Raw genomic sequence first — 21261 nt, 5'->3', positions numbered from 1 at the left:
GCGATCATGTCGAACGCCGCCGTCACCGCCGCATCAGCCTCTCCGGCAGCCAGTGCCGGAAAATCCATTCCGGCCAGGCTGGGCGCGGCCTTCGTCAGCCGTCTGGTCATCATCATCCCCTATGTCTGGCTGCTGTTCTTCTTTCTCATCCCCTTCATCATCGTCTTCAAGATTTCGCTGTCGCAGACGGCCATCGCCATGCCGCCCTACACGCCCGTGCTTGATTTCAGTGGCGGCATTTCCGGTTTTTTCGGCCAGCTGAAGCAGCTCAGCATCGATAACTACGTGTGGTTGACGCAGGACGCGCTGTACTTCAATGCCTATGTGACAAGCGTTATCATTGCCGCGATCTCGACGGTCCTGACGCTGCTCGTCGGCTACCCAATCGCCTATGGCATGGCGCGCGCGCCGGCAACGATCCGCCCGACATTGCTGATGCTGGTGATCCTGCCGTTCTGGACCTCGTTCCTGATCCGGGTTTATGCCTGGATCGGCATCCTCAAGCCCGAGGGCCTGCTCAACCAGTTGCTGCTTGCCACCGGCATCATCAGCCAGCCGCTGATCATCCTCAACACCTACACGGCGATCTTCATAGGCATTGTCTATTCCTACCTGCCGTTCATGGTGCTGCCGCTCTATTCGTCACTCGAAAAGATGGATTATTCGCTGATCGAGGCGGCCAAGGATCTTGGCTGCCCGCCGACCAGCGCGTTCTGGAAGATCACCTTCCCGCTGTCGCTGCCCGGCGTCATCGCCGGCTGTCTGCTGGTGTTCATCCCCGCCGTCGGCGAGTTCGTCATTCCCGACCTGCTGGGCGGATCGCAGACGCTGATGATCGGCAAGACGCTGTGGAACGAATTCTTCGCCAATCGCGACTGGCCGGTGTCGTCGGCCGTTGCGGTCATCCTTTTGCTGCTGCTGACCGTGCCGATCATGCTCTTCCAGCAGGCCCAGGCGCGTGCCCAGGAGCAGGACAAATGAACACCACCTGGAGCCGGTTCAACATCACCTCGATCGTGCTGGGCTTTGCCTTTCTGTACCTGCCGATCGTCCTGCTTATTGTGTTTTCTTTCAACGAGTCGAAACTGGTCACCGTCTGGGGCGGCTTCTCGACCAAATGGTACGTATCGCTGTTCCACAACCAGGGCCTGATGGACGCCACCTGGGTCACGGCACGCGTCGGCGTCATTTCGGCCACGGTGGCGACCGTGCTCGGCACGCTGGCGGCGCTGACCTTGACGCGCTACACGCGGTTCAGGGGCAGGGTGCTGTTTTCCGGCATGGTGTTTGCGCCGCTGGTCATGCCGGAAGTCATCACCGGCCTGTCGCTGCTGCTGCTCTTCGTGGCTGTCGGTCTCGACCGCGGCTTCCTCACCGTCACGCTCGCCCACATCACCTTGACTATGTGCTTCGTCGCCGTCGTCGTGCAGTCGCGCCTGATAAGCTTCGACCGCTCGCTGGAAGAAGCTGCGATGGATCTTGGCGCAACGCCGGTGAAGACGTTCTTCCAGATCACGCTGCCGGTCATCATGCCGGCGATCGTGTCCGGCTGGATGCTGGCCTTCACGCTTTCGCTCGACGATCTGGTCATCGCCAGCTTCACCTCCGGGCCCGGCGCCACCACGCTGCCGATGAAGATCTACAGCCAGGTTCGTCTCGGCGTGACGCCGGAGATCAACGCCGCCTGCACCATCCTGATCGCCGTTGTCGCGGTCGGCGTCATCATCGCTTCGGTTGCCAACAAGCGGCGCGAGGTGCAGCGTCAGCTCGACGAACAGGCCGCGCAGCGCGGGTGATGCGGTCTATTCCCCCGAGACGCCGCGGCTGATCGGGGAAATGAACGGCGTGCTCCACGTCCCGCCGACGAAGAACGATGACTGGTTGGGGCCTTGCTGGCCATTGGTCTGCGCTGCCGCCTGGTCCGCCTGAATGACGCCGCCGGACAGGGCCAGTCCCCGTCCCGCGTAGGACGCGATCCCGGACAGCCAGATCTTGAACTTCGCCGAATTGGCTTCGGCCTTGTCGATCCGCGCCACGCCTTTCGAAATGCTGGCCTTGATCTCGGCGCCGTCGATCGGCAGCGTCCCGTCGGAAACGTCGTCGAGCGCGAAGAAGCCGCCTTGTTCGGTGTGCTTGAGGAAGGCCGGCAGATTGAGCTTGCTCAACGCACCGGGTCCGAAGGTTGCCGTGACCGAGCCGTCGGCATTGTCGAAGATGGAGTCCCAGGTTCTGCCGGGTCCCTTGAGGATGACCGAGACGGTCCCCGTGCCGACCGGCACCAGCCGCGTCATCCCCGCTGCGGTGGCGAAAGCACCGCCGTCGATGTCGGAGGCCAGCAGCCGGATCTCGACCTGGGTGCCTTCCGGTTTGCGGTCGAAACGAAGGCTGCTCTGGATGTTGCCGCCGAAGGCCGAGGCATCGGAGATATCGAAGACGGAAAGCCCATCCTTGACCTGGGCGGTGGCGGCGACGTCGGCCAACTGAATGGTGCCCGCCGTGGCGTGCGCCGCCGACAATCTGAGATCAAGGTTGATCCGGTCGGCGAAACTTGTGTCGATTTCGGCCTGACCGGCCCCAGCGGTTGGCGCCAGCGGCGTGAAGGCGGACAGGAACGACCTGAGGTCCAGTGTATCGAAGGCGAGCGTGCCGGAGATCACCGGTTGTGCCTCGCCAAGCGAGAGGTCCAGCGCCCCCATCCCCGGATTGTTGTCCAGGGAGAGCGCGGTGTTGTCGAACTTGACGCGCCCGGCCGTCGCCGTGACCTTGCTCGAAATGCTGACGGAGCCGATCGCGGCGCCCGGAGCGATGCCGGCCTGCGCCCATTCCAGAACCCGCCGCAACGACGGCGCCGAGAACTTGGCCTGACCATCGAAATAGGCGTTCTCGGACATGCTGGCGGTGCCGTCGAAAGAGAAGGTGGCGGGCGCTGCCTTGAAGGACAGCGTGAGCGGCGCCGTGCCGCCGGCAAACAGCACCAGCGGTTTCGGCGAGGCGACGTCCAGGGCGACGCTTTCACCGCGCCAGATCCCGGTCGCCGACAGCGTCGCATTGCTGTTCATCGCCGCCCAGGTCGCCTGGCCGGTCAGGCTGCTCAGGACCTCGACATCCTTGCCGCCGACGGAAGCCACCATGCGGCCGTCACGGAACTCCACGGTGCCGAAAGTGTCGGCCGGCAGCTTGTCGAGGTCCGGCTTGGCGGGGTCGGCATTGACCACGCCGCGCGCCGTGTCGATGGAACGCGCGATGCGTCCGCCGGTCGGAACGGCGGGCAGGAAGAGGCCGGTCGCCATACGCTGGACCCGGATCGTCGGTCGCACCAGCCGCGCCGTCGAAAACACCACATCGCCGCGCAGTGCCGCCATCGCGGAGAGATCGACCTCGACCCGCTCGGCCTCGACGACCGGCGGTGCGTCGATGTCCGTCCATTGCGAAAGCGTCACATCGGTCAGGATCGCCCGGAAATTCGGCCAGACCTCGATGCGCGGCGAGCCTTCGATGGCGACGCGGAAGCCGCTCCACGCACTCATTTCCCAGGCGATGCGGTCGCGTACGATACGGGTGGAAGCGATCAGCGGCAGGGCGGCAACGATCAGCGCGATGACGATCACGGCGGTGCCGATCGCCCATACGCCACGCCGGATCAAAGGGGATGGCATCTCGCCTCGTATGCTTTCATTCCGACAAAATCGCCTGACGGGTGTAACCCCAGTCGTCACTACGACTTAGGGCCGACGCATTTCAAGTCTTTATGGCCCGGCGATGGCATTTGCGCACATCTGGCCGTATCGGCCGAACAAAATCTTGCTCTGCTGCGCTGCGATATGCATAAGCGATGCAGCCTGACGCATGTCGCCCAAAGCCTGCGCCAAGAGGGTTCGTGGCGGTTTTGGGACAGCGGCATGCCTAAAGCAGAGTTTAAAGCGCGCTGCATGGATTCTCTCAGACGCGACACGCTTTAAGGAGGAACGATCATGGCTGCCGACGCACCACTCTGGACCCCGACGCAAGACCAGATTGACGCCGCGCCGCTGACCGCTTTCATGAAGGCTGCAGCCGCGAAAACCGGCGGTAGCTTCTCCTCCTACGCCGACCTTCACCGCTGGTCGGTCGACGATCGCGAGGCATTCTGGAGCCTGGTGTGGGATTTCTGCGGCATAGTCGGCGACAAGGGCGAGCTCGTGCTCGTCGACGGCGACAAGATGCCCGGCGCCTCCTTCTTCCCGGACGCAACGCTGAACTTCGCCGAAAACCTGCTGAAGAAGACCGGCTCTGGCGAGGCCATCGTGTTTCGCGGCGAGGACAAGGTCGAACGCCGGCTGTCGTGGAACGAGTTGCATGCGCTGACCTCGCGTTTGCAGCAGCTTTTCCTCTCGCTCAAGGTGAAAAAGGGCGATCGCATCGCGGCGATGATGCCCAACATGCCGGAGACGGTTGCCGCCATGCTGGCCGCCGCCTCGATCGGCGCCGTCTGGTCGTCCTGCTCTCCCGATTTCGGCGAGCAGGGCGTGCTCGACCGGTTCGGTCAGATCGAGCCTGTCGTCTTCATCGCGCCCGACGGCTACTGGTACAATGGCAAGGCGATCGAGGTCGCCGACAAGATCGCCGCGGTTGCGGCCAAGCTTGGCACGGTCCGCAAGGTTCTGGTCGTCGACTATCTCGGCACCTCGACCGATGTTGCCGCAACCATCGACAAGGCGGTGGCGCTGGAAGAGGCGCTGTCGCCGTTTGCCGTCAAGCCCGTCGGCTTCGAGCGGCTGCCGTTCGCGCACCCGCTTTACATCCTGTTTTCCTCCGGAACCACGGGCATTCCCAAATGCATCGTCCATTCGGCCGGCGGAACGCTGATCCAGCATGTCAAGGAACACCGGCTGCATGCCGGGCTGATCGACGGCGACCGCTTCTTCTACTTCACCACCTGCGGCTGGATGATGTGGAACTGGCTGGTGTCGGGCCTCGCGTCAGGCGCCACGCTGCTGCTCTACGATGGCTCGCCCTTCTATCCCGACGGCAATGTGCTGTTCGACTTCGCCGATGCCGAGAAGATGACCTTTTTCGGCACCTCGGCCAAATTCATCGATTCCGTGCGCAAGGCCGGTCTCGAGCCAATCCGCACGCATGATCTGTCGACCGTGCGGGCGATTTCCTCCACCGGCTCGCCGCTGTCACCGGAGGGTTTCCGCTTCGTCTATGACGGCATCAAGAAGGATGTCCACCTGGCCTCGGTCTCCGGCGGCACCGACATCGTCTCCTGCTTCGTGCTTGGCGTTCCGACGCAACCGGTGTGGACCGGCGAGATCCAGGGTCCCGGCCTCGGCCTGGCCGTCGATGTCTGGGACGACGACGGCAAGCCGGTCAGGCAGCAGAAGGGCGAACTGGTCTGCACCAAAGCCTTTCCGGCGATGCCGATCGGCTTCTGGAACGACTCCGAGGGCAAGAAGTACCAGGCGGCCTATTTCGAGCGCTTCGACAATGTCTGGTGTCACGGCGATTTCGCCGAATGGACCGACCATGGCGGCCTGATCATCCACGGCCGTTCCGATGCCACGCTCAATCCGGGCGGCGTGCGCATCGGCACGGCGGAAATCTACAACCAGGTCGAACAGATGCCCGAGATTCTGGAGGCGCTGTGCATCGGCCAGGATTTCGACAATGACGTGCGCGTCGTGCTGTTCGTGCGGCTGGCGGAGGGTGTGCGGCTGGACGACGATCTGGAAAAACGTATTCGCTCCAAAATCCGCACCGGGGCGAGCCCTCGCCATGTTCCGGCCAGGATCGTCGCCGTCACCGACATCCCGCGCACCAAATCAGGCAAGATCACCGAGCTGGCGGTGCGCGACGTGGTGCATGGCCGCGCCATCAAGAACAAGGAGGCGCTGGCCAACCCCGAAGCGCTGGAACTGTTCAAGAACCTGCCGCAACTGGCCGAGTGACCGGGCAGTCGTAATGGTTAACGAAACCTGTCGGTAGAATTTACCTAGATTTCATGAGTGGTACACATTCGTAAACTTTCCGCCGCGCCGGTAAGGAGTTGTTAAGGCCCGGCGTCGATAGTCGCATGTAACTTGAGGGAGAAATCCCGTTCCTCCACATCCCCGGAGGATCTGAATTCGCTCAAGCCCCCGTTGTGACAGCAATCCCATCTCTTAAGGCGTCCTTTGGGCGCCTTTTCTTTGCCGGGGCAATTCCGGGAAGAGTGCGAAACGGTTTTTCCGTCCGGAATTGCGGGAGGCCTATTCCGCGAGCACGCGGGTCGACGGAAACGCGACCTCGACTAGGGTTCCTTCTCCCGGCGTCGAATTGATGGTGAACCGGGCGCGGTTGGCCTCCACCATTGCCTTGGTCAGCGGCAGTCCAAGCCCGGTGCCGTCGCCGCGTCCGCGCTTCAGGGCGTTGATCTGCTTGAACGGCTTCAGCGCCTGCTCGATCTCGGCCTGGCTCATGCCGATGCCGGTGTCGCGCACCCGCATGACGACGTCGCCCGACGTCTCATAGGCGGTGGAGACGATCACCTGGCCGCCAGCCTGGGTGTAACGGATGGCATTCGACAGGATGTTGAGCGCGATCTGGCGCACGCTGCGCAGGTCCGCCACCACTTCCGGCAGTCGCGAAGCGAAGCTCGAGCGGATGATGACGCGTTCGCGATTGGCCTGCGGCTGCATCATTGCCACCGTCTCGGCCAGCGTGTCGTTAAGCGACACCGCCTCATAGGCCATCTCCTGCTGGCCAGCCTCGATCTTCGAGATGTCGAGCAGGTCGTTGACAAGGTCGAGCACATGATTGCCCGAGCGGTTGATGTCGCGCAGATAGTCGCGGTAGCGGTCGTTGGCGACAGGGCCGAACTTCTCGTCGACCATCAATTCGGAAAAGCCGATGATGGCATTGAGCGGCGTGCGGATCTCGTGGCTGATGCGGGCGAGGAAATCGGTCTTCTGCGAGGAAGCGCGTTCGGCCACCGCGCGCGCCTGCGTCAGGTCCTCTTCGGCCCGCTTCCACTGCGTGATGTCGCGCACGACGGCGCAGAAGCCGCTGTCGTTGGGCAGCCGGCCGATGGTCATGAACAGTGGAATGAAGCGGCCTTGCGCCTCGCGCCCGATGACCTCGCGGCCGTCATTCATCACACTCGCCACGCCGGGCTCGGACAGTCCGTTGAGATAGTCTCGCGCCGCGCGCTGGCTTTCGATGGCAAACAGCGAGGCGAACGGCTTGCCGGTCACCTCGTCGCTGTCGAAGCCGAACAGCGCTTCGGCCGGACGGCTGATCGAGCGGATGGTGCCGTCACGGCCGATCAGCACGACGCCGTCGGTCGCGGTGTCGATGATGGTGCGCATCTCGGCGATGCGTGCCTTGAGCTCCGAAACGTCCGGCTGCGTCTGCTCGTCGCCGACCGCATGCGGGGCTGCCGGCGTGTCATCCTCGCCGGAGCGGCGCACGACCAGCATCAGCGCCTTGCCGTCGCGCCAGGGAACCGAGCGCAGGATGGCCTCGATCGGGAATTCCTCTCCGCCACGGGTCTTCAGCCGCAGCGCGCGATCGGTGCTGTCAGAGGCGCCGTCATCGGCGTAGGGGTCGGCAAACAGTGCGCCGAGACCGCCGGCATCGGCCAGGTCATCGAGCGCCTCGTAGCCGGTCAGGTTGAGGAATTCCTCGTTCGCATAGTGCAGCTGATCGCCCGAATGGATCAGCAGTGGCACCGGGAGCTTGCCCAGGAGCGAGGTATCAGGGCCCCGGTTTTCATCCCCGGCCGAAAACGCTGACGGCACGAACCCTTCGACCTTGAGCGGGGGCACCTGAAGGCGTGGCCGTTCGACGCGCGCCTCCAGGGCATCGCTCGGATTGTCAGTCTCCTTGGCGGACGCAGCGGCCTGTTTATCAGGCGCGGCGGCCTCCTCGTCGGCCTGCGCCCAATCCTCATTGTCCTCGGCGTCGCGAAAATCCGCCGACGTCATGCTGTCGTCGTCCGCGGCCGGGTCGTTCACCTGTGGTGTGCCGCCGGCCGCCGTTTGCGCTTCGGCATCGCCAGCTGCGGTTTTGGCTGAACCCTCAGTCGCTTCCGCGGATACCGGCGCATCGTCGCTGTTGTCGGCGACATAGGTCGGTTCATCGTCGCGGTCGGCAAGGTTGAGCAGCGAGCCCGAAGGACTGGGCCGGAGGGTTTCCTCTCCTATCGTCTCATCTGGATCTGCGCCGTCGAGCCGTGCCAGATCCTTCTCGTCCTCAGCCTCGATATCGGCGGGCTCGGCGGCGCTTGCCTCGCCCACGGCGTCAGCCGCCGGCTCGAGGTCCGCATCCACCGGTCCAGCATTGGGGGTGGCGTCCGCAGTCGGGCCGCCATCTTGCGTCGACAGGATCGTGCCGGCGGCCTCGGATTGCGGCTCTGCCCGGACTGCTGGCGCCAGCTCAGGCTTCTCGGCCTCTGGGGGCTCAACTGGGGAACTGTCCTTCTTCAGCCGCTCGCCGATCTCGCGGAACGCGCTGCGTTCCAGCGTCGACAGGCCCTTGTCATTGGCTGGCTGCCGATGTTCGGCCAGCCGGATCACCTTGTCGGCAAAGCGCCGCTCCGGTTTCGGCACGATGGTCAGCGCTGGCACCTCGCCCTTGAAGGGGTCTGGCGTCTTCGGCGCCTCGGGCGCGGGTTCGGCGGTTTCTTGCGCCGCCGGCGCATGGCCATTGGGAACGAGCGCCATGCCGATGGCCTCGGGATCGACGACCGCGTCGCCGGTGCGGGCAACGCCGAAGCCGCGGAAACCCTCGAAGGCACGGCTGCGGCCGTAGACGGGTAGGGCGGCCAGGTCGACAGGGATCTTGAGATCGGTACCGACGACCGGCCACAGCACGGAGCGGCCGGACCACGTGTCGCGCCGCTCCAGCAGACCGGCGATCTCGCCGGAGGCATCGAGGCCGAAGGCTGCCGCGACATCCTTGAAGCGCCTGCCGATGATGTCGGCTGCGGGCTTGCCGACGATCTCGGCGAATTCCGGCGACAGCGCGCTGAACTTGCCGTCGGCATCGGTGCGCCAGACGAAGCGTATCGGCGCCGCGGCGCGGTCTATCGCCGGAGCGGCCGGAGTCGCGGTCGGCGAGGGGGCATGGACGTCATTCCGTCTCGTGTTTTCCTCGGGACTCTCCGGGACGGCCTCTTCGGCCCGCGCTTCGGGTTGGGGCGGTCGGCTCGCCTGTTGCCCCTCGTCCTCGTCGGTTTTGAAGTACCAATGATCGTGCTGCCCCGGCGTGCTCACTGCCGCCGGAGCCTGCCCGGCCGCGTCGGCGATCTCATGCACTTCCGATGCCGGGATAGCTTCGGCCGGTTGCGTGGCGCCCGGTCCGTCCGTCGGTGTCCCGGTGTGCTGGCTCGGCTGCGGCTGGACAACAGCGTTGCCAGCCGGTGCGGTCTCGGCAATGGATTCAGGGCGTTCGCCGGTTGTGGTCCTGTCGTCGAGCTGGTCCTCGTCGATCACCACCAGCAGATGCCGTTCCTCGGTCAATCTTGCGAGACCAGCCGGAAAGGAGGCCGTGCGGCCGGGAACGAGGCGCTTGACGATGCGGTCGCTCCCTGACGCAACGTCAGCGACGAGGGCAGCCAGCGTGCCCGGCAAGATGCCAAGGGCCGAAAACCCTTCCGATGCCGCTTCGATGTTGCCCTTGGCATCGATGAAGGCGATGAAATGACCGTCTTCGGTGAAGCCGCTAATGGCGCGTGCGGCGATCTCGTCGGCGCTGCGCGACCCTGTCTGCGCAGCCGGTACCGCCAGCATGATCGCTTTCTCTGCGTCCGGCATGGTCACCGCACTGGCCAGGAAGCCGACCGCGCGGCTGGTCATGCCGGTTGCCAGCCGCACCATGATGGCGCGGTCGCGGCCGATAACTGGAAATCCACTGGTCGCCATGATCTGGCGTCTGGCGATCAACGGCAGTTGCGCCGAGGCGCCGATAATGGCCTCGATGTCGGGATAGCCGAACACCGCCGCACCTGGCCCGTTGGCCCAGATCACCTGTTCCAGATCCTCCGACAGGATCGCGATCGCGTCGCCGGCGGCAAAGCGCTGACGGACCGCATCGAGCACGGCGACGTCGAGGAAGGAATATTCGGACGGCATGCGCTTGGCGAACCCTCACGGAGCGGCGAATTTGCAGTTAACGCTTTGTTAATAAAAGCCGGCGGCGCGAAGGTCCACAAGCCAGAACGTGCAAAGGCCGGAATTTGGGCTCTTGGTTAACGGCCGTAAAGAATTTATGGTGCACTGCAACAAAGATATTGCAATGCACAAAAATTGCCTTTATATTGCCATCATAACTGAACGAGACGGCTTTCTGTCAAAGCCGCTACCGCTGAAAAGGATGGAAAAATGTCCAGGACCAAGACCGCCGAGACCATCGAAAACGTTGAATTCCCGAGCTTCGACGCTTCCAAGGCCACCGACCAGATCCGCGCTTTCGCCGAAAAGGGCGTTGAGCAGTCGAAAGAGGCCTATGCCAAGCTGAAGACCGGTGCCGAAGAAACCCAGAAGGCTCTGGAGTCGAGCCTTGAGACCGCCAAGACCGTTTCCAGCGATCTGTCGCTGAAGACCATTTCCGCCCTGCGCGCCAATGCCGAGGCCGGCTTCTCGCATCTCGAAGCCCTGATCGGCGCCAAGTCGCTGTCGGAAGTCGTCGAACTGCAGACCGCGTTCCTGCGCAAGCGCGTCGAGATGACCGTCGAGCAGGCCAAGGACTTCCAGACCGTCGCCACCAAGGCGGCCGAGGACGTCTCCAAGCCGATCAAGACCGCCTTCGAGAAGGCGATGAAGGAAATCAAGGTTGCCTAACATTTTTGCATGATCGGTAGATGCAACAAAAGGTCGCATTTTCTTAAAAACGATCAGGCATATGATGGTAGCCATCAAGGAATACCCGGCGAGTGGAACCTCCTCCCTCTGCTCCCCGGGGTGACCAGCCAGCACCTCCTCCCGCTGGCTCGTAACAGGAAAAGGCCGGCACCTCCTCCCGCCGGCCTTTTTCTTTGTCCGACGAAAAGTCGATGCCGTTGTGGGGAAGCGACCTTTGCCGAGCAAAAGTCTTGAATTAAGATCCATTAGCCCGTAAGGACGCATCGCCGAACGACAGAGCGGATCACGGAAAGTGAACTTTCCACCTTGGTCTGGCTCAGCAAACGTGCCGTTGTAGCTCAGATGGTTAGAGCGCCGGATTGTGGATCCGGAGGTCGCTGGTTCGATCCCAGCCAACGGTACCATCGGCTTCTTCCATAAGTAGCTGTTTCGTTTTAGAAAATCCTGATTGTTGGCTTCCAAGCTTGCCCTGGAGGCGGTTTTGTGTCACAAATTGTGCTACCTATTGTGATACAAATGGCGCGAGGCCATGGGACGAAGGCGCGAAGAGGAAGATCCTGATCGCTACCTCCACCTGAGGGACGGTTATTTCCATTACCGACGAAGGGTCCCTACAGAGGTCATTGGTCTTGATGATCGCGGCCAATTCGTGCGCCGATCGCTCGACACGAGGGACAGATCAAAAGCCAGAACCGCGCGCGATCTCCACGAGGCTGCGGATAACGGGCTCTGGGCTGCAATGCTGCTTGGAGAAAATCCCCACGCCGCGCTGGCCCGTTACAAGCTGGCTGTGAAGCGAGCAGAATCGCTTGGGTTCGTTTACCGGCCCCTTGGCGAAATTCTTGCCTCCGAGCCGCTAGAGACCATCATGCGGCGCGTAGAGACTACCGCTGTGGAACCGGCTAAATCTCCGGTCTTGGATGCGGTCGCGGGCATGGTGGCACAGCCAGACGACAAGATATCCGAAGCGCTCCAGCTGTACTTCTCCGAAATAGTCCGCGACGAGCTGCGCACGAAAAGTCCTGATCAGCGCAAGCGCTGGAAGGCCAAGCGTAAGATGAGCGTCGACGTTTTCATCGAACTGGTCGAAGACAAGCCTATGGGCCAGATCACGCGCGATGACGCGCGCAAAGTCCACAAATACTGGCTGGACCGCGTGGCGCCGGAGGATGGCCCGGGTGACCGTTCGGCTTCGACCGGCAACCGGAACATGGGCAACCTCCGAACGCTGTATGGCGACTACTACCGCCATCTGGGGTTCCCCGAACAGAAGAACCCGTTTGCCGATCTCTCGTTCAAGGACAAGTCAAAACGGAGCCGGCCACCGTTCCCGACCGACTGGATCAAGGACAAGATCCTCGCGCCAGGTGCATTGGCCCAGCTCAACGACCAGGCTCGAGGTATCGTCCTGGCATTCGTCGAGACCGGGTGCCGCCCGAGCGAGCTTGCAAACCTGCATGCCGGGGTCATCCTTCTCGATCACGATGTGCCTCACATCTCAGTCGAGCCCGGGGAAGACCCTGAGGACCCCCGGGAGATCAAGACGGAATCCTCGGTGCGCAGGGTTCCCTTGGTTGGCGTGGCTCTAGAGGTGTTCAAGAAGCACCCTGAAGGCTTTCCTCGCTACAGGGATCGCGAGGCTCAGCTGTCGGCCACAGTGAACAAGCACTTCAAGAAACACGGGTTATTTCCGACGGACGAGCACACGGTTTACTCGCTGCGCCACTCGTTTGAGGACCGGATGAAGAACGCTAGATTGGATGAGGAGCTTCGCCGCATGCTGATGGGCCATACCATTGATCGCCCGAAATACGGCGAGGGTGGCGACATGAAGATGTGGCAGGAGGAACTCATGAAGATCGCGCTGCCGTTCGATCCCGCGATCGTATGACACGCTGGCGCACCGCTGCGAGGCGTTCTTCCTTAGCCTGGTGATCCCGCAAGGCCCGCTCTAGATGGTCGTATAGTGGAAGCCATGCCTCGCCTTGGTCGCCTCGCGCCACGATAATTTCCGCCACGCGGTCGAGCGCGCGCTCGATACGCTCAGCGGTGATCGGCCTGGGCGCAGGTGCGGAGCGCTTCACCGCCACACCTCTTTGCAGATCCAAGGACACGGCATGTCCCACGCTAGGCGAACATTTGAAAGAGAAGGAAGTGGCAGTTCCTGTTCGTGCCGCAAACGGTGGCTGCGGCGTGCAAATAGGAGGGATGTGCGATGAGAAAGGTTGCGGGCAACCACGCCTGCGAACGAGAGGGAGAGTGGGGACCGGATTTTCCGTGACGGGTTGAGAGCCGGAGGAGAGGCCTCCGACGCCCGTCGCGGAGAAACCGCGATGTCTTTTCAAAACAATCGAGCGCGCGCCGGGGCCGACCGGAGCAACCTCTATGATGATATCACCAACAAGATCATCTCCGAACTGGAGGCCGGTCGTTTCCCTTGGGTCCAGTCATGGGGAACCGCCGCCGCCAAGGCGCCATTGTCGATGCCGCGAAACGCCTCCACCAGCAGAGCCTACAGTGGGATCAACGTACTCATTCTCTGGGGCGCCGTGGTCGAACATGGCTTTCCAACGCAAAGCTGGCTGACCTTTCGGCAGGCCATCTCACTCGGTGGAAATGTCCGGAAAGGTGAGCGTGGTACCACTGTCGTCTTTGCTGATCGCTTCGTCCCGGACGATGAGAAGAAACGCGCCAGCGAAATTGGCGAGGATGCCCGAGCGGTTCCATTCCTCAAACGCTTCAGGGTCTTCAACATCGAGCAATGCGACGGTCTACCCGACGAAATCGCAGTTTCCTCTCCGCTACCCGACATCAGGTTGACCGAGCCGCGGGTTGAGGCACTGATCAAGGCAACCGCCATAGAATTCCGCATCGGCGGGAACAGGGCCTACTACTCGCCAGCCCACGACTATGTTCAGGTGCCGCCGCCGCAGGCCTTCTTCGAACCGATCAACTGGCATCGCACAGCCCTCCATGAGCTTGGTCATGCCACCGGTCATCCTTCACGGCTTGGCCGCGATTTTCCGGATCTTCAGCACCAGGAAATATGCGTTCGCGGAACTGGTGGCCGAGATCAGCGCGGCCTTCGCTTGTGCCGCGCTGGGCATCGTCCCCACCGTACGGCATGCCGACTACATCGGGTCCTGGCTCGAGGTTTTGTGAGAGGACAATCGCGCCATTGTGCGCGCCGCGGGCCAGGCCAGCAAAGCGGCCGACTGGCTCCTAGGGCATCTTCCGGGGGTGTCGCACCGCCGATTGAGGTGGAAGGAGATGACGACAGGAGGGCGGCATGATCCTCTTGACTCCAGAGCTGCGCGAGCGCCTTCTTGCCAACGGCCGCGATCGTGATGCCGACCATGTCCCGGTTGTGCGTTTCTTCAATCCGGTCGGCGCCGGCACCTGGCTCGCGACCGAACTCGACGAGGACGGCGATACCCTATTCGGCTTGGCCGATCTCGGTATAGGCTATCCCGAACTAAGCAGCTTCAGTCTCTCGGAATTTCAGTCGGTTCGCCTGCCGTTCGGCATGGCGATCGAACGCGATCTCCTTTTCGTGGGGCGGTTGCCTATCTCGGCTTATGCCGAGGCTGCCCTGGCAACTGGAAGCATCCCGCAGGGCGAACAGGTTCTGCACGCCGCTGCCGACGGGCAGCGGCGTGCGAGATCATGTCCAGGGGAAGGAGAGGAAGAGGTTTGAAGGGATTTTCGCGACGGGTTCAGGACTGAGAGAGAGGCTCTCGGCGCCCGTCGCGGAGAACCCAGATGACCACTGCCGTTCAGAAGATCACCCTGTCGTCCGCGCGCGACATTCCTTTCAACAAGCTTTTGCTTGCGCAAACCAACGTCCGGCGCATCAAAGCCGGCGTCTCGATCGAGGACCTTGCCGCCTCGATCGCCCGCCGCGGCCTGATCCAGAGCATCCATGTTCGTGCCGTCCCCGATGCCGATGGCCAGGAGACCGGCATGTTCGAGATACCGGCTGGCGGCCGCCGCTATCGCGCACTCGAAATGCTCATGAGGCAGAAGCGCCTTGCCAAGACCGCGCCGGTGCCGTGTGTCGTCGGTAGTTCCTCTGGCGCCATTCTTGCGGAGGAAATTTCGCTGGCCGAGAATATCGAGCACGCACCGCTTCATCCGCTCGACCAGTATCGGGCCTTCAAGGATCTGCGCGACAAGGGCATATCGGAGGAGGAGATCGCGTCGGCCTTCTTCATCTCGGTCAACATCGTCAAGCAGCGGCTCAAGCTCACCGCCGCGTCACCGGCGCTCCTCGACATCTATGCCGACGACGGCATGACGATCGCCCAACTCGAGGCGTTCTCGGTCAGCAACGATCACCAACGACAGAAGCTCCATCTTCGCCGCGTGCGCGTCATGGGCGCCAACCGCATCGAACTGTCGGGCTTTGCCGACACGATCCGCGAGCAGCTCTCTGCTTACGGGCTGTTCCACGAGATCATTTCCTGGAAGCTGCGCATGTTCGTTCCCACCGACGCGACCGGACCCACGGTGCTTGCCAAGGTACTTGATCGCTATCCGGTCCAACGCATCGGCGAGAAGGAAGTCGCCTGATGCCTCGTCGAGATGCTTCCGAACTGGCGCGTCGTCTTGGTAGTCAGGCTGAGGCGGTTTGCCGCCGCTATCTTTCCAATGGTCATCGCGAGGGCCGGTACTGGCTGGTGGGCGATGTCCACAATGCACCCGGGCGCTCCCTGTTTGTCCGCCTCAAAGGACCGGACTCGGGCAAGGGCGCTGCGGGCAAGTGGACCGACGCCGCCACCGGCGAGCATGGCGATCTGCTTGACGTCATCCAGGAATCGCTTGGCCTGCATGACTTCAAGGATGTGACCGACGAGGCGCGCAGCTTTTTGGCTATCCCCCAGCCAGTTCCAGATTCAACCCAAGGTAGGAAGCATGCACCTCCAGCCCCGGCGGGTTCTGTCGAGGCGGCGCGGCGGCTGTTTTCCATGTCGCGGTCGATTTCACGGACGCTCGTTGAGATGTATTTGCACGCACGCGGCATAACGGCATTGCACGAAACTGAAAGCCTTCGGTTTCACCCGCGCTGCTACTACCGCTCCGACGAGGAGGCGCCGACCGACACCTGGCCCGCAATGATCGCGGCGGTGACCGACCTTGACGGCAAGCTTACCGGCGCGCATCGCACCTGGCTCGACCCAGCCGGTTTCAGCGAGGCGCATCTCGGCCGAGCTCCGATCGATACACCCCGACGGGCCATGGGCGATCTTCTTGGCCACGGCGTCCGCTTCGGGGTCTGCAATGACGTGATGGCAGCCGGAGAGGGAATCGAGACCATGCTGTCGCAGCGTTCTGTGCTACCCACCATGCCGATGATCGCGGCCCTCTCGGCGGCGCACCTGTCCGCGATCCTCTTTCCCGAAACGCTGCGGCGTCTCTACATCGCTCGCGACAATGATCCGGCGGGGGATGGAGCGGTGGCGACCCTCATCGAACGCGCCAATTGCGAAGGCATCGAAGCGGTCGTCCTGACCCCGCAACTCGGTGACTTCAACGAGGACCTGCATCTCCTCGGCCTCGATGCCCTCAGGGCGATGCTGCGGCTTCAGATCGCGCCTAAGGATATCGCCCGCTTCATGGCACAGCCGGCCTGACCGGGAGGAGGTGAGCGGTGGCGCACGTCGCAGCGATCGTTGCGGCAGCGCTCGGTTCCCTTGCCGGGCGTGACGGCCCCACGGCCTTCAAGAGGGCGGTCGGGTGCGCCGCGCGACCCGGTCAGGCAATGGCTGCGCCCGGCTATTTTCCGTCGGCCCTGCGGGCCTTTTCATCGCGAGACAAAATAGCCGGGCTTCGCCACCCTCCACTGACGTTTCGGCCCTTGGCTGGCGCCGCGGGTGCAAGACCTGTCCGCCCGTCGCTCTCGTCGCCATGAAGGCCGCGATGGGCGCGGCCGATCCGGCACAAGGGAAGCCGCCATGAGCGATCACAATCACCTCGACTTCGAACCACCGCACGCGTCCTCCTCAATGGAGCATGTGCTCCAGGAACTCCAACTCTATGGCTACCGGCCCTTCGAAGACGAACCCGATCCGCGCCCGCTTCCAGAGGCCAGCGTGGTCGCAGGCAGCATCGCCGACATCTTCGATGCCCTCGTGGCGACGCTCTCCGATACGCGCCTCGAGCCCGACCTTGAGGAACTGCTCTGGGGCACCGTCAACCTGTACCATCGGGCGACCAATCGGATCGAACGCGAACTCGATGACAACGAACTGTCGCAGCTGCGCCTACAGCGCGAACAGGACGGATCCGAGGTCAAGTCCGTCGAACTTGAACGGCTCACCGCCCAAGGACAGACCTTGCTTGAACGCCGCAATGCCTTCGAGTTGATGCGCGATCAGGCAGCCGAGCACTTCGAGCGCTATACCCATTCGATCTGGCGACCCCGCGCGGGCTCCAAGGTCAACCACCGCAATCTCACCGCGGCGATGATCGACAGCCGTGATTTCCTTGCCGCGAAGAAGCATGCCGACAGCGAGTCGTTCTTGCCTCCGGGGCCAAAGGTCGCGTTCACCGGCGGGCTCGACTTCAATGATCATCGGCTGATCTGGGCCAAGCTGGACCAGGTCCACGCCAAGCATCCGGATATGGTCTTGATTCACGGCGGATCGCCCAAGGGTGCCGAGTTGATCGCGGCCAAATGGGCCAACAACCGCAAGGTTCCGCAGATCGCCTTCAAGCCCGACTGGACCAGGCACGCCAAAGCCGCTCCCTTCAAACGCAACGACGTCATGCTCGACGCCCTGCCGATCGGCGTCATCCATTTCCTTGGCACAGGCATCCAGGACAACCTCGCCGACAAGGCCCGAAAGCTCGGCATCCCGGTCATGAAGTTCGGCGCCACATGAAGGGGCGCCTCGACCGGCGCGAGGCATGATGTGCACGTCGGCGACCGGGCTCGTCCGGCGTGGAAGTCCGGGGCATGGCACTTCCTGCGGCGATTGCGATGAAGGCGCGTCGGGCAAGCCTCGATCCCTCACGTCTCATCGGCTCCTGCGACCGAAACTGTGAATCGATCACCGCGTTCATAGGCGCGATTCCTTGGTCCATCCTAGGGCCTGATGCCATCAACCCATGAAGGGTCAGACTACGCAAAGCGTGCCGCCGCTTCGACTTCGCCTTCGCGGTGATTGCGGCCCTCGGCCGGACACATCGGGCGCCTGTCACGGGGGGCGGATCCCCGCTTCCAAACAGGAGCCGGATCGATGTCCCTCGCAGAAGCAAACGCCTTCGCCTTCAGCCTCGCCACCAGTCTGATGGTCAGCATCGTCATTTTCCGGGCCGGCGACGGTGCGCTCACGGTCGTGCCCGCGGACGAATTTGACGGAGAGGCCTCGGAGATCGTCGTTGAAATCGACCCCCACGCCGCATAGGTGAGGGAGCCTCGCCTGACGGCCGGCAGGCGCTGGCATGCCGATGTGCCTTGGCCCCATTGGCTGTAGCCACTAAATTGCCGGCAAAAACATTGGACTAGCGATACGTGATCGATTGTGTGTACGACAAACTCAGCCGCGCGGCGGCTTACGCTCGCCGGAGGTAGATGACAACGCTGATCATGAAAGATGACCGGACACACGAAGCTTCGCCAGCAGGATCAGTGCCGTACCATGGTACTCAGATTGCACGTGCTCGCGTAGCGGAGACGATTCCCATGCGGCCAAATCCGTAACCAAAGTCGAGGCATCACCGTCAACCGCCGTGCATCTTAAATAACCCGTCTTCTCGAGCACAACGATTGCAGTTTCTGCGTCATTGTACCCAATCGCGGCCATTCGCTGTACGCTGGCGTCACCATCAATACGGACATCAAACAGCACTGAACCTGAGGTTTTTGCCGCGGCGTCTGCTATGCGGTCAGAAAACGGTCGCTGAAAGCCGTCGGCATTAGCAAGAGACTGCTCAAACAGGACCATCTCAACGTGCCCGGCCACCATTCGGCGACAGTGCGCCGCTTGCCGTGATTGGCATAGCCGACATTCAGCTATTTCGGCTGTTTTTCACAGGATTTGTCTAGCTGCGCTAGTTCACCAAGACCGGTCGTTTCTAACCAGTGTCACGAAGTGTGCTAGTGCATTCTCTGCGGTTAGCTCTGCTGTGTTTCCCGTCACTCCCCACTGTGCAAAATGTCCGTCAATGCACATGCGTGCGAGCCCGTAGACCAGCGCCCTCGCGGCGATCTGTGTCTCTGCTATGTCGTTTGACCGGAGCATGTCTCGTCGCTGAGCTTCTACCATCGACCCTTCCATCAAAGCACGCACCGCTTCGTTATCGCGACGCAGCGACTCCGAACTATCCCAATCAATGAGACTCCTGGCGGAGATGATCTGGAAATGGGTGGGGTTTCGAAGTGCCCAGCGCAAATAGGCCATTCCCACAGCGGCAAAGCGTTCAATCGGGTCGTCCGTAGCGACATTCTTGACCGCGTTCGCAATCTCCGCGCGGAATCGGCCCATTGCCTGCTCTGCTACAGCCGTCATCAATGCGGTCTTACTCGCGAAATGACGAAAGGGAGCGCCGGGGGAAACGCCCGCTCGCTTTGCGACTTCGCGCACGCTGACATTGTCGGGGCCATCCTCCTCGATGAGGTGAACAGCGGCATCGATCAGCGCCTGCCGCAAATTGCCATGGTGGTAGCCAGTTCGGCCAGGCGTCTTGTCCTTTGGCATTTCGTCCTTCGTTCTCTTGAACAGCACAACGCATGCCTATCACGACTGCGAGCATCATGTAATCACTGTTTACAACATGGATGATAAGATGTAATCAGTGATTACAAATGGGATCGGAACAGGCCTGCGGCTTTCGCGGTTGCCGAACTCCCAGATGGAGGAAATGAACATGCTCGCCACAAACGCCGAAACGCACCCACCGCAATCGTCCATTTCGGTCCAAAGCCCAGCTGAAGACCCTCGACCGACGTTGAGTTCAGCGGCCGTCCAATCGAACGTGGCTATAACCAGCGCTACGCTTTATCGGCTTGCATCCATCGCCGGAGTGGGAAGCGCATTTATTCTTTTGGTCAACGCGGCTAAGCGCAGCTCGCTCATCCCGACCACCGATCTAACGCAGCTTCTGGCGCCACTTGCAGAGATACTGGCGCTCGGTCTTGTGGCGGGATTGTTTCTAGCGTCTGGACGGCGTGCTGGCCTGCTTGGCACTATAGCGTTTGTCCTAAACTTCGTTGCGTTAGCAAGTTTGGAAGGTGTGGAGGTTGTGATCAATCTCGTATTTTCGAAGCTTCCGCTGACAACGATCATCGACCTGCGAGCCGGGCCACTCGGGCTGGCTCTGGTCGCAAGTTCGTTGCTTTTCCTGGTTGGGACGCTTGCCTTCGTAATTTCTCTCGCCCTTGTAAGAGGCGTGCCACGCATCCCACTCGCTCTCTATGTCATTGGCGCAGTGCCTATTGCGCTCCGTGCGTTCGTGCCGGAGTGGGCCCTCGACCTTGGCTTGGTGGTTCTTGCGATAGCCATCGCTTGCCTGGCCGGCTGGCTGTGGATACGCGCGAGCACCATCGAAGATTTCAGGCCGGAAGGTGTGTTGCACCTATCGCCCGGTGCGGCGTGATCTAACAATATCCAGGGAAGCGCCGAGGGACCCGATTTGTGCGACGCCATCAATGCCGGGTTAGTGTTGCACCCATTCCTGATAGCATGCCTTGACGGCGTCCTGCTTATCTTGTCACCACGGACACCATTGCCTCATGGGTCAATGCCTTCATCCAGCCGGTTACCGCCTGGCGATCTGTCCTTGTGTTAGCCCGCTGGCTCAAACGCCGGCGGGCTTTTTAGTCGAACCTTTGACGGCGGTTACATAGCGTCCGCTGGAGCAAAGAAGCAGTTCTCGTGCTCCTCGGTTGGGTGCAGGCAGATGTGAAAGTTGTCGTCTCCGGATGGGATCACGACGTCGTATGGGACGAAGTAGCGGTCCTGGTGGGTGACTTTCCGGTGGTCGCCGGGTCGTAGGATGATGACATATCCGTCTGGGCGCGGCGTCACCGAAGTGCTGGGTATCTTGCCGCATTCTCCGGTCACCGGATCGCCATGACAGCAAGCTGGGGGATAGCTCCAATTTCCATCAGGGCCGTGCGCTAGCGCAGAACCATTCTCCAGCGCGGCAGCCGTAACTATCGCGCCTGCCAGTGCCATGTGCCGTGTTCCGACCTCATACACTTTCATGGCCCTCAAAGGGCAAGGGATGTCGTCGCGCGAACTGTACACTACCAAAACCATTTCAGCACATGCTAATTTAACCGCTGGAGGCGGGTATCGTATGGGTCGGAAGTTCATTGAGCCGTTGATGCCTACCCTGGTGGAAAAGCCGCCGGAGGGCGAAGGCAGTGCTACCCTGCCTCTCGCCAGATGGTGGACGTTGGGAGCACGATGGCGCGAGACCCGGACAACAG

The 21261-nt window shown here is 62.1% G+C and carries 14 protein-coding genes, 1 tRNA gene and 2 pseudogenes; 13 read left to right on the top strand and 4 right to left on the bottom strand.

From position 1 onward, the window contains the following. Positions 1-6: 6 nt before the first annotated feature. The gene (locus AC56QQ_RS28420) at positions 7-981 is read left to right on the top strand and encodes an ABC transporter permease subunit (protein ID WP_497124172.1); all 975 of its coding nucleotides are present in this window, start codon (positions 7-9) and stop codon (positions 979-981) included. Then, positions 978-1796 carry an ABC transporter permease gene (locus AC56QQ_RS28415; protein WP_489859793.1) on the top strand — a complete coding sequence of 273 codons (819 nt, stop codon included), beginning with the start codon at positions 978-980 and terminating at the stop codon, positions 1794-1796. The genes AC56QQ_RS28420 and AC56QQ_RS28415 overlap by 4 nt, the downstream gene beginning before the upstream one ends. 6 nt (positions 1797-1802) lie before the next feature. On the opposite strand, the gene AC56QQ_RS28410 is transcribed toward AC56QQ_RS28415, so the two are convergent. Further along, positions 1803-3656 (bottom strand): AsmA family protein, encoded by a 1854-nt coding sequence (locus tag AC56QQ_RS28410; protein ID WP_497124171.1) that lies wholly within the window; start codon positions 3654-3656, stop codon positions 1803-1805. Positions 3657-3971: 315 nt separating this feature from the next. On the opposite strand from AC56QQ_RS28410, the gene AC56QQ_RS28405 reads away from it, so the two are divergent. After that, complete coding sequence (locus tag AC56QQ_RS28405) at positions 3972-5930, top strand: acetoacetate--CoA ligase (RefSeq protein ID WP_497124170.1); 1959 nt, start codon at positions 3972-3974, stop codon at positions 5928-5930. Positions 5931-6230: 300 nt separating this feature from the next. On the opposite strand, the gene AC56QQ_RS28400 is transcribed toward AC56QQ_RS28405, so the two are convergent. After that, a complete protein-coding gene (locus AC56QQ_RS28400; protein WP_497124169.1) occupies positions 6231-10094 on the bottom strand; it encodes a PAS domain S-box protein in 3864 nt (1287 codons plus the stop codon). A gap of 249 nt (positions 10095-10343) precedes the next feature. Between AC56QQ_RS28400 and AC56QQ_RS28395 the strand changes: the two genes are divergently transcribed. The 9 genes and pseudogenes from AC56QQ_RS28395 (at position 10344) to AC56QQ_RS28355 (ending at position 18232) form a co-directional block, all read left to right on the top strand. Continuing rightward, complete coding sequence (locus AC56QQ_RS28395) at positions 10344-10802, top strand: phasin (RefSeq protein WP_497124168.1); 459 nt, start codon at positions 10344-10346, stop codon at positions 10800-10802. Between the two features lie 348 nt (positions 10803-11150). After that, positions 11151-11227, top strand: a tRNA-His gene (locus tag AC56QQ_RS28390). 125 nt (positions 11228-11352) lie between these two features. Further along, complete coding sequence (locus tag AC56QQ_RS28385; RefSeq protein ID WP_497124167.1) at positions 11353-12714, top strand: DUF6538 domain-containing protein; 1362 nt, start codon at positions 11353-11355, stop codon at positions 12712-12714. A 442-nt stretch (positions 12715-13156) separates the two neighbouring features. After that, positions 13157-14171, top strand: a pseudogene (locus AC56QQ_RS28380) (ArdC family protein). Continuing rightward, a complete protein-coding gene (locus AC56QQ_RS28375; protein WP_489859799.1) occupies positions 14113-14520 on the top strand; it encodes a DUF2958 domain-containing protein in 408 nt (135 codons plus the stop codon). The pseudogene AC56QQ_RS28380 and the gene AC56QQ_RS28375 overlap by 59 nt, the downstream one beginning before the upstream one ends. Before the next feature lie 65 nt (positions 14521-14585). Then, a pseudogene (locus AC56QQ_RS28370) lies at positions 14586-15173 on the top strand (ParB/RepB/Spo0J family partition protein); the annotation flags it as partial. 221 nt (positions 15174-15394) lie between these two features. Next, positions 15395-16456 carry a DUF7146 domain-containing protein gene (locus AC56QQ_RS28365; RefSeq protein ID WP_489859800.1) on the top strand — a complete coding sequence of 354 codons (1062 nt, stop codon included), beginning with the start codon at positions 15395-15397 and terminating at the stop codon, positions 16454-16456. Positions 16457-16777: 321 nt separating this feature from the next. Further along, positions 16778-17707, top strand: coding sequence for a DUF2493 domain-containing protein (locus AC56QQ_RS28360; protein ID WP_489859801.1), 930 nt, complete (start codon positions 16778-16780; stop codon positions 17705-17707). Positions 17708-18064: 357 nt separating this feature from the next. Then, a complete protein-coding gene (locus AC56QQ_RS28355; protein WP_489859802.1) occupies positions 18065-18232 on the top strand; it encodes a hypothetical protein in 168 nt (55 codons plus the stop codon). Between the two features lie 180 nt (positions 18233-18412). Here AC56QQ_RS28355 and AC56QQ_RS28350 read toward each other — a convergent pair whose 3' ends face one another. Further along, positions 18413-18793, bottom strand: coding sequence for a hypothetical protein (locus AC56QQ_RS28350; protein WP_489859803.1), 381 nt, complete (start codon positions 18791-18793; stop codon positions 18413-18415). Between the two features lie 90 nt (positions 18794-18883). Next, entirely contained in the window at positions 18884-19525 is a 642-nt protein-coding gene (locus tag AC56QQ_RS28345; RefSeq protein ID WP_489859804.1) for a TetR/AcrR family transcriptional regulator, read from the bottom strand. A 169-nt stretch (positions 19526-19694) separates the two neighbouring features. Here AC56QQ_RS28345 and AC56QQ_RS28340 point away from each other — a divergent pair, with 169 nt between their 5' ends. After that, complete coding sequence (locus AC56QQ_RS28340) at positions 19695-20423, top strand: hypothetical protein (protein WP_489859805.1); 729 nt, start codon at positions 19695-19697, stop codon at positions 20421-20423. Positions 20424-21261: the final 838 nt, after the last annotated feature.

Source organism: Mesorhizobium sp. RCAM 05099, assembly GCF_059683685.1.
The sequence above is the reverse complement of the archived record's forward strand: the minus strand, read 5'-3'. Positions and strand labels throughout refer to the sequence as shown.

Coding starts and splice junctions, on each gene's coding strand:
- AC56QQ_RS28415 (WP_489859793.1), top strand. CDS start 978: ATGAACACCACCTGGAGCCGGTTCAACATCACCTCGATCGTGCTGGGC.
- AC56QQ_RS28400 (WP_497124169.1), bottom strand. CDS start 10,094: ATGCCGTCCGAATATTCCTTCCTCGACGTCGCCGTGCTCGATGCGGTC.
- AC56QQ_RS28360 (WP_489859801.1), top strand. CDS start 16,778: ATGAGCGATCACAATCACCTCGACTTCGAACCACCGCACGCGTCCTCC.
- AC56QQ_RS28385 (WP_497124167.1), top strand. CDS start 11,353: ATGGGACGAAGGCGCGAAGAGGAAGATCCTGATCGCTACCTCCACCTG.
- AC56QQ_RS28355 (WP_489859802.1), top strand. CDS start 18,065: ATGTCCCTCGCAGAAGCAAACGCCTTCGCCTTCAGCCTCGCCACCAGT.
- AC56QQ_RS28365 (WP_489859800.1), top strand. CDS start 15,395: ATGCCTCGTCGAGATGCTTCCGAACTGGCGCGTCGTCTTGGTAGTCAG.
- AC56QQ_RS28395 (WP_497124168.1), top strand. CDS start 10,344: ATGTCCAGGACCAAGACCGCCGAGACCATCGAAAACGTTGAATTCCCG.
- AC56QQ_RS28405 (WP_497124170.1), top strand. CDS start 3,972: ATGGCTGCCGACGCACCACTCTGGACCCCGACGCAAGACCAGATTGAC.
- AC56QQ_RS28350 (WP_489859803.1), bottom strand. CDS start 18,793: ATGGTGGCCGGGCACGTTGAGATGGTCCTGTTTGAGCAGTCTCTTGCT.
- AC56QQ_RS28420 (WP_497124172.1), top strand. CDS start 7: ATGTCGAACGCCGCCGTCACCGCCGCATCAGCCTCTCCGGCAGCCAGT.
- AC56QQ_RS28345 (WP_489859804.1), bottom strand. CDS start 19,525: ATGCCAAAGGACAAGACGCCTGGCCGAACTGGCTACCACCATGGCAAT.
- AC56QQ_RS28340 (WP_489859805.1), top strand. CDS start 19,695: ATGCTCGCCACAAACGCCGAAACGCACCCACCGCAATCGTCCATTTCG.
- AC56QQ_RS28375 (WP_489859799.1), top strand. CDS start 14,113: ATGATCCTCTTGACTCCAGAGCTGCGCGAGCGCCTTCTTGCCAACGGC.
- AC56QQ_RS28410 (WP_497124171.1), bottom strand. CDS start 3,656: ATGCCATCCCCTTTGATCCGGCGTGGCGTATGGGCGATCGGCACCGCC.